Annotated in this window: 12 protein-coding genes; 7 read left to right on the forward strand and 5 right to left on the reverse strand. The window is 70.7% G+C overall.

Features of this window, described 5'->3' with window-relative positions; translation table 11 throughout:
- The first annotated feature begins 60 nt into the window (after nt 1–60).
- Complete coding sequence (locus tag OHN74_RS32735; protein WP_053848505.1) at nt 61–459, forward strand: OB-fold nucleic acid binding domain-containing protein; 399 nt, start codon at nt 61–63, stop codon at nt 457–459.
- 3 nt (nt 460–462) lie between these two features.
- Nucleotides 463–1,182, forward strand: coding sequence for a DUF3159 domain-containing protein (locus OHN74_RS32740; protein WP_327698161.1), 720 nt, complete (start codon nt 463–465; stop codon nt 1,180–1,182).
- Nucleotides 1,183–1,328: 146 nt separating this feature from the next.
- Here the strand turns inward: OHN74_RS32740 and OHN74_RS32745 are convergent, their stop codons facing one another.
- Together OHN74_RS32745 and OHN74_RS32750 are read right to left on the reverse strand one after the other, a co-directional pair.
- Nucleotides 1,329–2,006, reverse strand: a complete 678-nt coding sequence (locus OHN74_RS32745; protein WP_327698162.1) for a potassium channel family protein — start codon at nt 2,004–2,006, stop codon at nt 1,329–1,331.
- A complete protein-coding gene (locus tag OHN74_RS32750; protein ID WP_327698163.1) occupies nt 2,006–2,677 on the reverse strand; it encodes a potassium channel family protein in 672 nt (223 codons plus the stop codon). The genes OHN74_RS32745 and OHN74_RS32750 overlap by 1 nt, the downstream gene beginning before the upstream one ends.
- 442 nt (nt 2,678–3,119) lie before the next feature.
- On the opposite strand from OHN74_RS32750, the gene OHN74_RS32755 reads away from it, so the two are divergent.
- From OHN74_RS32755 to OHN74_RS32765, 3 genes are all read left to right on the forward strand, one after another.
- Nucleotides 3,120–5,168, forward strand: a complete 2,049-nt coding sequence (locus tag OHN74_RS32755; protein ID WP_327698164.1) for an APC family permease — start codon at nt 3,120–3,122, stop codon at nt 5,166–5,168.
- Between the two features lie 113 nt (nt 5,169–5,281).
- Nucleotides 5,282–6,610, forward strand: coding sequence for a class I SAM-dependent RNA methyltransferase (locus tag OHN74_RS32760; RefSeq protein ID WP_327698165.1), 1,329 nt, complete (start codon nt 5,282–5,284; stop codon nt 6,608–6,610).
- 176 nt (nt 6,611–6,786) lie between these two features.
- Nucleotides 6,787–7,740, forward strand: coding sequence for a Ppx/GppA phosphatase family protein (locus tag OHN74_RS32765; RefSeq protein ID WP_327698166.1), 954 nt, complete (start codon nt 6,787–6,789; stop codon nt 7,738–7,740).
- A 142-nt stretch (nt 7,741–7,882) separates the two neighbouring features.
- Here the strand turns inward: OHN74_RS32765 and OHN74_RS32770 are convergent, their stop codons facing one another.
- Nucleotides 7,883–8,842, reverse strand: a complete 960-nt coding sequence (locus tag OHN74_RS32770) for an AraC family transcriptional regulator (RefSeq protein ID WP_327698167.1) — start codon at nt 8,840–8,842, stop codon at nt 7,883–7,885.
- 82 nt (nt 8,843–8,924) lie between these two features.
- On the opposite strand from OHN74_RS32770, the gene OHN74_RS32775 reads away from it, so the two are divergent.
- The gene (locus tag OHN74_RS32775; RefSeq protein ID WP_327698168.1) at nt 8,925–9,764 is read left to right on the forward strand and encodes an NmrA family NAD(P)-binding protein; all 840 of its coding nucleotides are present in this window, start codon (nt 8,925–8,927) and stop codon (nt 9,762–9,764) included.
- Nucleotides 9,765–9,838: 74 nt separating this feature from the next.
- Here the strand turns inward: OHN74_RS32775 and OHN74_RS32780 are convergent, their stop codons facing one another.
- Nucleotides 9,839–11,230: an alpha/beta hydrolase gene (locus OHN74_RS32780; RefSeq protein WP_327698169.1), complete on the reverse strand. Its 1,392-nt coding sequence runs from the start codon at nt 11,228–11,230 to the stop codon at nt 9,839–9,841.
- A 215-nt stretch (nt 11,231–11,445) separates the two neighbouring features.
- Nucleotides 11,446–12,441: a TIGR01777 family oxidoreductase gene (locus tag OHN74_RS32785; protein ID WP_327698170.1), complete on the reverse strand. Its 996-nt coding sequence runs from the start codon at nt 12,439–12,441 to the stop codon at nt 11,446–11,448.
- Between the two features lie 316 nt (nt 12,442–12,757).
- Here OHN74_RS32785 and OHN74_RS32790 point away from each other — a divergent pair, with 316 nt between their 5' ends.
- Nucleotides 12,758–13,411, forward strand: coding sequence for a hypothetical protein (locus OHN74_RS32790; protein WP_327698171.1), 654 nt, complete (start codon nt 12,758–12,760; stop codon nt 13,409–13,411).
- Nucleotides 13,412–13,467 lie beyond the last annotated feature (56 nt).

Consider the following 13,467-nt stretch of genomic DNA (forward strand, 5'->3'; position numbering starts at 1 on the left):
CCTCAGGGAGGCATGGTCCCGGGGTACGTCGGTGTCGGTGGGCGCCGGTACGCTTCAGGTATGAGTGCTGTTCCTCGTTCCGAGAAGCCGGTGGGCCGGTTCCGGCGCATGCTCGACCGGCTCTCCTCGTCCCAGGAGGACCTGGAGTCCGAGGAGCTGCGCGAGGACACCGCGACCGCGGGCTGTACGCGTATCGGTGACTGCCACGACCGACAGATAGTGACGGTTACTGGTACGTTGCGCACGGTCACGCTGCGGCCGAGGGCGGGGGTTCCGGCCCTGGAGGCCGAGCTCTTCGACGGTTCGGCCGCGCTGGACGTGGTGTGGCTCGGCAGGCGTTCCATCGTCGGGATAGAGCCGGGGCGCAAGCTGATCGCGTCGGGGCGGATCTCGATGAGCCGGGGCCGGCGTGTGCTGTTCAATCCGAAATACGAACTGAGACCCCTCGGACGGGAGTAGCCGGTGACCTCGCTCGACAAGCCGACCGAAGACGCCCAGCAGGATTCCAGGGCGGTGACCGAGGCCGCGCTCTTCGAGGCGTTCGGCGGTCTGCGGGGCATGATCGAGACGGTCCTGCCGGGGCTGCTCTTCGTCACGATCTACACGATCAAGAAGGACCTGCACTCGTCGGCCATCGCGGCCCTCGCAGTCTCGGTGCTGCTGGTCGTGGTGCGCCTCGTCAAGAAGGACACCGTCAAGCATGCCTTCAGCGGTGTCTTCGGTGTCGCCTTCGGCGTCGTCTTCGCCATGATGACGGGCAATGCCAAGGACTTCTATCTGCCCGGCATGCTCTACACGCTGGGGCTGGCGCTGGCGTACATCATCACGACGCTGTGCGGTGTTCCGCTGCTCGGGCTGATCCTCGGCCCGGTCTTCAAGGAGAACCTCTCCTGGCGTACGCGGAATCCGGGGCGCAAGAAGGCCTACGCGAAGGCCAGTTGGGCGTGGGGGCTGATCCTGCTCGCCAAGTGCGCGATTCTCTTCCCGCTGTACCTGTGGGCGGACACGGCGTCGCTCGGCTGGGTCCTGGTGGCGTTGAAGATCCCGCCGTTCCTGCTGGCCGTGTGGCTCACATGGGTGTTCCTGGCGAAGGCGCCGGCGCCGATCGACGTGTTCGCGGAGATGGAGGCGGAGGAGCGGGCGGCCGAGGAGCGGAAGGCTGCGGCTTCTTCTTCCGAGTAGCTTCCGGGTATGGGGAGTGGGGGCGGGCGTCGGGGTGTTTCGCCCCCGCCGCCCCTACCCGTCCCATCCCTGGGGGCTGCGCCCCCAGACCCCCGCTTCGGCCCTGAAGGGGCCTCGTCCTCAAGCGCCGGACGGGCTGAAATCAATCAGCTCGGGGCTTCCTCCTTGCGTACCGACAGGAGGTCCTCCAGCTGTTCCTCCCTGGCCTGGGCGGCTACGAACAGGAGTTCGTCGCCGGGTTCCAGTGAGTCCTCCCGGGACGGGGTGAGGACCCGGGTGCCGCGGATGATCGTCACCAGGGACGTGTCCTCCGGCCACTCCACGTCGCCGACCTGAATACCGGCCAGCGCGGACTCCGGGGGGAGGGTCAGTTCGACCAGGTTCGCGTCGCCGTGGCTGAAGCGGAGCAGGCGTACCAGGTCGCCGACGCTCACCGCCTCCTCGACCAGGGCCGACATCAGGCGGGGGGTGGAGACCGCCACGTCCACACCCCAGGACTCGTTGAACAGCCACTCGTTCTTGGGGTTGTTGACCCGGGCGACGACGCGCGGAACGCCGTACTCCGTCTTCGCGAGCAGGGAAACGACCAGGTTCACCTTGTCGTCGCCCGTCGCGGCGATCACGACGTTGCATCGCTGCAACGCCGCCTCGTCCAAGGACGTGATCTCGCAGGCGTCGGCCAGCAGCCACTCCGCCTGGGGGACTCGTTCGACCGAGATGGCCGTGGGGGCCTTGTCGATCAGCAGGATCTCGTGACCGTTCTCCAGCAGCTCGCCCGCGATCGAGCGGCCGACGGCACCGGCACCGGCAATGGCGACCCTCATCAGTGACCGGCCTCCTCTTCGGGGCCTTCGGCGAACGACGCCTCGACCTTCTCGACGTCGTCCGTACGCATCATCACGTGCACCAGGTCGCCCTCCTGGAGCACCGTCTGCGAGGTGGGCAGGACCGCCTCGCCCAGCCGGGTGAGGAAGGCGACGCGCACACCGGTCTCGTCCTGCATCCTGCTGATCTTGTGGCCCACCCAGGCCGACGACGCGTGCACCTCGGCGAGCTGGACGCCACCCGTGGGATCGCGCCACAGCGGCTCCGCACCGGACGGCAGCAGCCGGCGTAGCATCTGGTCGGCCGTCCAGCGGACCGTGGCGACGGTCGGGATGCCCAGGCGCTGGTAGACCTCGGCGCGGCGGGGGTCGTAGATGCGGGCCGCGACGTTCTCGATGCCGAACATCTCGCGGGCCACCCGGGCGGCGATGATGTTCGAGTTGTCACCGCTGGAGACGGCGGCGAACGCGCCGGCGTCCTCGATGCCGGCCTCGCGAAGGGTGTCCTGGTCGAAGCCGACTCCGGTGACACGACGGCCGCCGAACCCGGAGCCCAGTCGTCGGAAGGCGGTGGGGTCCTGGTCGATCACGGCGACCGTGTGCCCCTGTTGCTCCAGGGTCTGCGCGAGAGCGGAACCCACTCTGCCGCAGCCCATGATGACGATGTGCACGACCGTCCTTCCGATCCGATGTCAAGGCCCGCCGTTGTCGACTTGGCTTGAACAGGGTCTCAGACCCCTGCCCAAGCTACACACGCACGGTCGTCGGACGGCACCCCCGCGTGTACTCCGTGTGTGCCCGTGGGCCGCCTACCTGCGGCTGATGCTGCGCACACTGGCCACGGTCAGAAGGGTGAGAACGACGAGTGCGGCGGCGGCACCGATCAGCTCCGCGGCGAGATGCGGCATGGGGTCTCCCGGGCAAGAGGGGCAGCAGGGAAGCCGGAAAAGCGGCTAAAGGTGACATAAAGGGTGCTGTGGTTTCGTCATATAGCCATGAGGACGCGGTCCCAGGGGTGTTCGCCTGTCTCGGATGCCGGGATTTCACTCGACGGACCGTCGGGTTTTCACCCGGATGTGCCCAGAACAAGGCGGGGAGCTTACGATCCTGTCCGTGTCCAAACTGACCGACGTGCCCAAACGGATCCTGATCGGGCGCGCACTGCGCAGTGATCGGCTCGGCGAAACGCTCCTGCCGAAGCGCATCGCTCTCCCCGTCTTCGCCTCCGACCCGCTCTCCTCCGTTGCCTACGCTCCCGGGGAAGTGCTGCTGGTCCTGTCGATCGCGGGCGTGTCGGCGTACCACTTCAGCCCGTGGATCGCACTCGCTGTCGTCGTACTGATGTTCACTGTGGTCGCCTCCTACCGGCAGAACGTGCACGCGTACCCGAGCGGCGGCGGCGACTACGAGGTGGCGAACACCAACCTCGGTCCCAAGGCCGGCCTCACGGTCGCCAGCGCGCTGCTCGTCGACTACGTCCTGACCGTCGCCGTGTCGATCTCCTCGGGCATCGAGAACCTCGGTTCCGCCGTCCCCTTCGTCGTCGAGCACAAGGTGTTCTGCGCGGTCGCCGTCATCGTGCTGCTGACGCTGATGAACCTGCGGGGCGTCAAGGAGTCCGGGAAGCTGTTCGCGATTCCGACGTACGTGTTCGTCGCGGGCGTCTTCATCATGATCGCGTGGGGCGCCTTCCGCGGCCTGGTGCTGGGCGATCACATGCGCGCGCCGACGGCCGGCTACGAGATCAAGGCAGAACATCAGGGACTGGCCGGGTTCGCACTCGTGTTCCTGCTGCTGCGGGCCTTCTCCTCCGGCTGTGCCGCGCTCACCGGTGTCGAGGCCATCTCCAACGGTGTACCGGCCTTCCGCAAGCCCAAGTCCAAGAACGCGGCGACCACGCTCGCGGCGATGGGTCTCCTCGCCGTCACCATGTTCTGCGGGATCATCGTGCTGGCCATGACCACCAAGGTGCGGATGGCCGAGAACCCCGCGCACGACCTGCTGGACAAGGGAGTCGAGGTCGGCTCCGGCTACGTCCAGAACCCGGTGATCTCACAGGTCGCGGAGGCCGTGTTCGGCGACGGCAGTTTCTTCTTCATCCTGCTGGCCGCCGCCACCGCGCTGGTGCTCTTCCTGGCCGCCAACACCGCGTACAACGGCTTCCCGCTGCTCGGCTCGATCCTCGCGCAGGACCGCTATCTCCCGCGCCAGCTGCACACGCGCGGCGACCGGCTCGCCTTCTCCAACGGCATCGTGCTGCTCGCCGGCGCGGCCGTCCTGCTGGTGTGGATCTACGGAGCGGACTCGACCCGCCTCATCCAGCTGTACATCGTCGGCGTGTTCGTGTCCTTCACGCTCAGCCAGACCGGCATGGTCCGGCACTGGAACCGGCACCTGGCCACCGAGAAGGACCAGATGAAGCGCCGGCGCATGGTCCGCTCCCGCGCCATCAACACCTTCGGCGCCTTCTTCACCGGGCTGGTGCTGGTCGTCGTACTGGGTACGAAGTTCACGCACGGCGCCTGGGTGGCGCTGCTCGGCATGGTGATCTTCTACGCGGTGATGACGGCGATCCGCAAGCACTACGACCGGGTCTCCGAGGAGATCGCCGCCCCGGAGGGCCCGAGCGACGACAGCGTACGGCCGTCCCGGGTGCACTCGGTCGTTCTGATCTCGAAGATCCACCGGCCCACGCTGCGCGCGCTCGCGTATGCGAAACTGATGCGCTCCGACACGCTGGAGGCGCTCAGCGTCAACGTCGATCCGGCGGAGACGAAGGCGCTGCAGGAGGAGTGGGAGCGCCGGGGGATCACCGTCCCGCTGAAGGTGCTCGACTCGCCGTACCGGGAGATCACCCGACCGGTGATCGAGTACGTGAAGGGGCTGCGCCGGGAGTCGCCGCGCGACGCCGTGTCCGTGATCATCCCGGAGTACGTGGTCGGCCACTGGTACGAGCAGCTGCTGCACAACCAGAGCGCGCTGCGGCTCAAGGGGCGCCTGCTGTTCACCCCGGGCGTCATGGTGACGTCGGTGCCCTACCAGCTCCAGTCGTCCGAGGTGGCCAAGAAGCGGGCCCGGAAGCGGCAGGACTGGAACGCGCCCGGATCCGTCCGGCGCGGGCCCGCCGAGGAGCGGACGCAGGAACCGAGCGCGAAGAGCTGACGAGCCGGGGACGGCCCGGTACGGGCTTGTGGTGAGTGGTCGGGCGGCACCCACGTAGACTGGTGGGCTGTTGTCCGGCCGTTCCCTTTTCTCTCCCCTGGAGTCACCCCGCCATGCAGGCAGAACCGAAGAAATCGCTGGCGGGGCAGGAGTACGAGGTCGAGGTCGGTCCTGTCGCCCATGGCGGCCACTGTGTCGCCCGTACGGACGACGGCCAGGTGCTCTTCGTCCGGCACACGCTGCCCGGTGAGCGCGTCGTGGCCAGGGTGACCGAGGGAGAGGAAGGCGCGCGGTTCCTGCGCGCCGACGCGGTGGAGGTGCTGACGGCGTCCAAGGACCGGGTCGAGGCCCCCTGTCCGTACGCCGGCCCCGGCCGCTGCGGCGGCTGCGACTGGCAGCACGCCAAGCCGGGCGCCCAGCGCCGCCTCAAGGGCGAGGTCATCACCGAACAGCTGCAGCGGCTCGCCGGCCTGACCCCGGAGGAGGCCGGCTGGGACGGCACGGTGATGCCGGCCGAGGGCGACAAGCTGCCGCCCGGCGAAGTCCCCCAGTGGCGTACGAGGGTTCAGTACGCGGTGGACGCGGACGGCAACGCCGGGCTGCGGCGGCACCGTTCGCACGAGGTCGAGCCGATCGAGCACTGCATGATCGCGGCGCCGGGCGTCAGCGAGCTGGGCATCGAGGAGCGTGACTGGTCCGGCATGGAGTCCGTCGACGTGATCGCCGCGACCGGATCGCAGGACCGCATGGTCATCCTGGAGCCGAAGCCGGGCGCCCGTCTGCCCCTGGTCGAGCTCGACAAGCCCGTCTCCGTCATGCGGGTAGAGGAGCACGACGGCGGCATCCACCGCGTCCACGGCCGCGCCTTCGTCCGCGAGCGCGCCGACGGCCGTACGCACCGGGTCGGCAGCGGCGGCTTCTGGCAGGTCCACCCGGCGGCGGCGGACGTGCTGACGAAGGCGGTCATGCAGGGCCTGCTCCCGCGCAAGGGAGACATGGCCCTCGACCTCTACTGTGGCGTCGGCCTCTTCGCGGGCGCCCTCGCCGACCGGATCGGCGACAAGGGCGCGGTCCTCGGCATCGAGTCGGGCAAGCGCGCGGTCGAGGACGCCCGGCACAACCTCGCCGCCTTCGAACGCGTACGCATCGAACAGGGCAAGGTCGAGGCGGTTCTGCCGCGCACGGGCATCACCGAGGTGGATCTGATCGTCCTGGACCCGCCGCGGGCGGGGGCCGGCCGGAAGACGGTCGAGCAGTTGGTGAAACTGGGGGCGCGGAAGATCGCGTATGTGGCTTGCGACCCGGCGGCGCTGGCCCGGGACCTGGGGTACTTCCGGGACGGGGGGTATCGGGTGCGGACGCTGCGGGCCTTCGATCTGTTTCCGATGACTCATCATGTGGAGTGCGTGGCGATTCTTGAGCCTGTCGCCAAGGGCGCCTGAGCCGCAGGTTCTGGCCGTGCGGATGAGGTGCGCCGTGGGCCTGAGGCGGAGGGTGCACGGGCGGTGACGGTATGCTTACCTGCTGGCCCGATCCCCGTCGTGCTGTCGTAGAAGGTGTCGGAGGAGGGGAGAGGGCGTCGGTCGGGTCGAGTGCGGGGTCCAGGGGAGGAGAGGGAATGCGGCAGGCGGGTGTGCTCGATGTCGGGTGCCACAGTGCTCTGCTGACGGTGGTCAGGCGCCGTCCGGGTGCGGTGCTGGAGCCGGTGTTCTCCCGCAAGGTTCGGCTGAGTCTGCACGAGACCCTCGATCGCAAGGGGCGTCTGGACAAGGCCGGTATGAAGAGTGTCGAGCGGGCCGTGGCCGAGGCCGTCGCCGCCGATCCGCGTCCGCGTGGACCGGAAGTCTTCGCGTTCGCGACCTCCGTCATCCGGGACGCGCCCAACCGTGACGAGGTCATCGCGCGAGTGGCACGCGCCACCGGTACCCGGCTGCGCGTGCTGACCGGCGAGGAGGAGGCGCGGTTGGCCTACGTGGCGGCGCGCCAGTGGGCCGGACCGGCGGCCGGGCAGTTGCTGGTCCTGGACATCGGCGGTGGCACCCTGGAGATCGCCGCCGGCACCGGAGACCAACCCCGCGTCGTTCACTCGCTCCCGCTGGGCGCCCGCAGGATCACCCGGGACTGGCTTCCCGGCGGCACAGTGCCGTCCCGACGTTGCCTGACGGAGGTGCTGCAGCATCTCCGCAGGTCCCTGGAAGCCGTCCCCGGCCTGCCGCAGGCCGAGCCGGGAGGGCGGGTGCTGGCCTCCTCCAAGACCTTCGAGCAACTCGCCCGGCTCGCCGCCGCCCAGAGCAGGACACCGCGCACAAGACGGCGGTTGACGTTGCCCCAGCTGCGCAGGGCAGCCTCCCTGTTGGCCGACGCGTCTCCGTCCCACCGGGCGAAGCTGCCTGGCATCTCCCGGCACCGCGCCGAGCAGTCGCTGGCCGGAGCCCTGATCGCGCAGTCCCTCATGGAAGCCTGCGGGGCCAAGAGCGTCGAGATCTGCCCCTGGTCCACCCGGGAAGGGCTGTTGCTCGAACACCTCGGCGTGGCTCCCACCCCGGTCGGCCGGCCCCGCCTCGCCGGCTGAGCCGGGCGGACCTGGTCTGCCGGGCTCAGCGGGTTCGGGGAGTTCGGGGAGTTCGGCGGTCGGTCCAGTGAGGTGGTGCTCGACTCCCGTGAGGGGAAGGGCTTCGGCCGTCAAGGGCGTCCGAACTGCTGGTCCGCGGAGTTCACCCGACGCTCGCTCTGTACTCGCTCGGGCTGACGCCGTGCTCCCTTTTGAACGCGGCGCTGAGAGCGAAGGCGTTCGAGAAGCCGACGTGGGTCGCCACCGCGGCGAGCGTGGCGTCGGGCTTGCGCAGGAGGTCGGCGGCCAGGGCGAGGCGGCGTTCCCTCAGATAGGTCATGGGCGGTTGTCCGACGAGGGCCGTGAAGCGGCGGGCCAGGTTGGCCCGGGACACACCGGTCTTCGCCGCCAGGGCCGGCAGGGTCCACGGGTGGGCGGGGTCGCTCTGCAGCATCCGTAGGACGGGGCCGACGACGGGGTCGCTGTGCGCCCGGTACCAGGCGGGGACCTGGGCGCCGGGGCGGGTGAACCAGGCACGCAGGGCCGTGATGAGCATCAGGTCCAGTGTCCGGTCCAGGAGGACCTGCTGACCGGGCTCCTCGCGGGTGATCTCCTCGAACACTGCCCAACCGACCGGGCAGACACCCACGTGCGCCTCGACGACGGCCAGGGGCGGCAGCGCGGCGAGCAGCCGGTCCGGGGTACCGCTGTCCACGGTGTACACAGCGTTCAACAGCAGCGTGCCGTCAGCGACTTCCGTGTCCCGGGGGTCGACGCCCGGGACACGGGGGCCGGCCAGTTCGTCGCCCTGCGGGGTCGTGCGGCGGCCCCCGCGATGGACCACCACATCCGGTTCGGTGTCCAGGGCGTCCGCGATCACGTACGGTGCGCCGCCGCACAGTACGGCGACATCCCCGGGGCCGATCCGGACCGGGTCGCCGTCTTGAGGAGTGATCCAGGCGGCGCCGTGCACGAGGACGGCGAGGGCCAGCGGCGAGCCGTCCTCGAAGCGTGTCGCCCAGGAGCCGCTCAGGGCGGACTGATCGAAGACGGCGCCACTGGTCCGTACCCCGTTCAGGAGGTCCGTCAGCGGATCCGTGCTGGTCAGTCCCATGGGATCCATGCCGGTCAGGGTAGACGAACGCATATGGACATGAGTCCGCACAGCATGGCCCGGCCGGTCGGCGGCTGGTTCTGTTGAGGTCATGAGCGACGAGATGATCCTGGTGACAGGGGCCACGGGCAAGACCGGCCGCAGGGTGGCGCGGCTGCTTCAGAAGCGGGGTGTGACGGTTCGCGCGGCGTCCCGTTCCGGCACGCCGTCCTTCGACTGGACGGACCGCTCCACCTGGGAGCCGGCCCTGCGGGGCGTGACGGGGGTGTACCTGGTGCACCCGGGGCTGGGCAGCCCGCAGGCCGCGGAGGACATCGCCGCGTTCGTGCGGCGGGCCGCGGCCGCCGGAGCCCGGCACATGGTGTTGCTGTCGACGCCCTCCGATGCCTGGGGTCCTGCTCAGGAGCATGTCCTGGCCGCGGAGCGGGCGTTGGAGCACGCGGGCGCGGAGTGGACGGTGCTGCGGGTGCGGTGGTTCTTCCAGAACTTCAGCGAGGACTTCTTGCTCGACCCCGTGTTGAGCGGCGAGCTCAGGTTGCCGACAGGGGACGGCAAGGAGGCGTTCATCGACGCAGAGGACATCGCCGAGGTGGCGGTCGCCGCCCTCACGGAGGCGGGACACGCAGGATGGCACTACGAGCTCAGTGGTCCCCGGCTGATGACATTCGGGGAGACGATCGCGGAGATCGCCCGGGCCACCGGCCGCGACCTCCGCTATGTGCCGTTGACGCCGGAGGCGTACGTGGACGAGCAGCGGGCACAGGGTGTGCCCGAGGAGTGGGTGCAGTTGACGGTCGGCATGTACGACTACGTCCGCTCAGGCGGCCTGGCCTCGGTCGGCGACGGTGTCCAGCGGGCTCTGGGCCGGGCTCCCCGTGACTTCTCCGAGTACGCCGACGCCGCCGCCCGGCAAGGCGTCTGGAACATCTGAACCGTTTCGTTCTCCGCGCCGACACCGGCCGCCGCCCGGTCCCCGCAGGGACCGGGCGGACGGTTCTACTCTCGTCAGCGCGCCCCCGGCCCCGTCAGGAACTCCGCGAGTGTGCGGGTCAGGGTGTTGTGGGCCGGGGCCGCGAAGAGCGGGTCGAGGTGGTTCATACCGGTGTCGGTCTCGTATGCGGCGTACGGGATACGGGAGCCGGTCACTACCCTGCGCGCCGCCTCCTCGATCGTGCCCTTGGCGTAGCTCGTCCCGAAGGCGTACAGGGGTACGTCGAGACGGTCGGCGTGGTGCAGGCGCAGGCCCAGGGAGCGGGCGAGCGCCGAGTCGGTGTAGGCGTCCGTGACGTCCAGGTCGACGGAGAGCCGGGCCGGCCAGTACCACTCCCACACGGCTGGCACCGGACCGGCGTACGCCGCCGCGACCCGGCCTATCGGTGTGATGCCGGCGTCGACCCAGCCGCGTACGTCCCCGCTGTCGGCGAGGTGTCCGGAGTGCACGGTGATGGCGTTCGGCCAGCCGAAGCCCGCGTCCACGAAGAAGCCCAGCAGGCCCGCGTTGGTGACGGTGTACGGCAGGCGCAGGGCGTCGGGCAGGCGGGGCTGGAGGACCGAGGGGCCGTCGGGGTCGTGGAGCGCGTAGTGACCGGCGAGCTGGTACCAGATCTGGGTGCTCTCAGCGCGGCTGCCAAGGCCCACGCCGCTCAGGGTCAGGTCGAAGACCGCCCCGGCGTCGATGGCCGCCAGCCGCTCCCGTACCTCCTCCGGCGAGTCGTGGACCGGGTCGCCCGTCCCGTCGAAGGCCCCGAGCACCCCGCCGTCGACGGCCACCAGCCCGGCGAGGTCCCGGTATCCGGGGCAGCCGTCGAAGTCCCAGGCCGCGTACGCCAGCGCGGTCGTCGCACCCCACGAGTGCCCGCCGAGCACCACGCGCCGGCCACCGCGCCCCGCCGACCGGACGACGGCCCGGAGATCGGCGAGCATCAGGGGCAGGCCCCAGTGCGCGGCGAAGGGGGAGGCGGCCGGGTCCTGGGTGCGGTAGTGGCCGTCGAGGTAGTGGGCGAGGGGGTCCGGGCCCGCGAATCCCGACCGGTCGGCGAGGTTCTCCTCCCGCCGGTCGAGGGCCCACACCTGCAACCCGGGCACGGCCGCGACCAGGTCACGGGCCAGCAGCCGGAAGTCGTTCGCGGCCCCGAACATGCCGGGCACCAGCACGAGGACGGTCGCCGCCGTGTCGGGCCCGACCTTGAGGACATGCACCCGGTCCGTCCCGGTGGGCCCGCCGCCGGCGCCCACGGCCACCGGCACGTACGGCTCCGGGCGGCGGGCGGCTTGTCCGGTGGCGCCCGGTGTGCGTCGTGCGGCCAGTGCGGATCCGGCCCCCGTGCCGGACGCGGCCAGCGCCACACCGCCGATCATTCCACCCAGCACCGAACGGCGCGGCAGACGGCTCGTCATCTCACGTACCTCCAGGGAGAGTTGATCGAGACCAGCTTCCCTCTCGCCCTCGACGGCCCGTGCACCAGGGGGCACTTGGGCGACTGCTCGGCGGGCCTGTCTCCCGCTGCCCCTTAGGCCCCGTGTCCGACGCGCGGGTCGTCATGAGCGGCTTCGGTGCCCCGCCCAGGTGCGCCGATCGGGACCGGCGGGCTCACTCGCCCGCCCTCGGCCGGTCACCGACCCGCCGACCTCATGGCCGACAACCGGGCCCGGGCGCCGCCCGTCCCCGCCCTGTCGCGCACCCGGCGCACGAGGTCGGTGGCGGCCTCGGGCCACTCGGCGTGTTCGAAGGTGAAGCCCGCGTCGAGCAGCCGGCCCGGGACGACACGGCGGCTCTTCAGCAGGAGTTCGGTGTCCGAGCGGAGCGCGAACGCGCCCAGTTCCGCCATCCACCGCGTCGCGGGCAGGCCCACCGGAACGCCCCACGCGTCCCGCAGCGCGTGCATGAACGCGCGCTGCGGGACGGGGTGGGGAGCGGCGAGGTTCACCGGTCCGGCGAGGTCGTCCCGGTCGGCCAGGAACTCGACGGCGCGTACGAAGTCGTGGTCGTGGATCCAGGACACGTACTGCGCGCCGCCCGCGACCGGGCCGCCGAGGCCGAGCCGGGCCAGCCGGAGCAGGACGTCGAGGACACCGTCGCGGTCCGGGCTCATCACCATGGCGGTCCGCAGGGCGACCTTGCGTGTGGCGGGCGTCGCCGCCTGGTCCTGGGCCCTCTCCCAGGCCCTGGCGATGTCGACGCTGTAGGCCCAGTAGTCCGGTACGCCGGGTTCGGCGCCGCCGATGACGCCGGTCGCCTCGTCGTTCGGGGCGTCGAAGCGGTGGGCGTACACGGTGGCGGTGCTCATCTGGAGCCAGAGCCGGGGAGGCCGCGCGGCGCCCGCGATCGCCTCGCCGACGACCCGGGCGGAGTGCACCCGCGAGTCCATCATGGCCCGCAGATTGGCGGGCGTGTAGCGGCAGCTGACGCTGCGGCCCGCCAGGTTGATCACGACGTCGCTGCCGTCGACCGCCTCGGCCCAGGCGCCCAGGGTCTCGCCGTCCCAGCCGATCTCACGGTCGCCCGTCGGGCGCCGGGTCAGGACGGTGACGTCGTGACCCGCAGCGGTGAGAGCACGGTTCAGGATGCCACCCACCTGACCGGTTCCACCGGGTATGACTACCTTCACGGCTCCCCCTCAGGACTTGGAACGTGTTGGAGCGAGAGTAGCCCAATTATTTGAACGCGTTCAAAACATGTCCGGGAAGCTTGTCGGTGGTGCTGACAGGAACTGTGGGTTCGATCTGAGTGTGCGGGCCTGCGTTCGGCGGAGAAGCGTTCCGCGTCAGCCTTCTGGACTGGGAGTTCACGGGTCGGACGGGCTGTCCGTCGAGTGTCCGGGGGAACCTCGCCGACCGGCCGGGGGTACCCCGCCGAACGGTTGATCGGTACTTTGCGTACCTGCCAGTGACGTTCGAGCCCCGGATGGGAGGATGAGGGCCGCCATGACAGCCGGGTGGGGTGCGCGCACGCTACGGGCCGCGGTCTTCGCCGCCGTCTGCGTGCTGCTCGCCGCCCTCGGTCACGCGCTGATGTCCGGCTCCACCGTCGCCTGGTGGACGCTGGCCGCCGGGGCCCTGGTCACGGGCGGCGCGGGCTGGTGCCTGACCGGCCGCGAGCGCGGACTGCCCCTGGTCGTCGGCGTGGTGGTCGTCGCCCAGGGCGCGCTCCACTCGGCGTTCTCGTACACCCGGAGCACGGGCACGGGTTCCGCCGGTATGCCGATGGACTCCATGGACATGGGCCATACCGGCAGCGGCATGGGCATGGACATGGGTGCGGGCGTGGGTCACGCGGCCCACGGCGGCCACGGCATGGACGTCCTGTCGTCCTCGTACGGCATGCTCGCCGCACACACGCTCGCCGCACTGCTGTGCGGTCTGTGGCTGGCGCACGGCGAACGGGCCGCGTTCCGCATCCTGCGGGCGGTGGCCGGCCGGCTGGCAGCTCCGCTGCGGCTGGCGCTCGCGCGGCCCGTGACGCCGGACCGCCCCCGGCCGTGCCCGCGGCGCAGTGGCTCGGACCGGGCGCCGCGGCTGCTCCCGCTCGTCCACGCGATCACTTCTCGGGGCCCGCCGACGGGGATCGCTGTCGTCTGAGACAGCCGGTTCCCCGGGGCCGCTCCAGTTGCGCCGACACACTCCGCGTCGGCCTC

The organism is Streptomyces sp. NBC_00459 (genome assembly GCF_036013955.1).
Classification (GTDB): Bacteria; Actinomycetota; Actinomycetes; order Streptomycetales; family Streptomycetaceae; genus Streptomyces.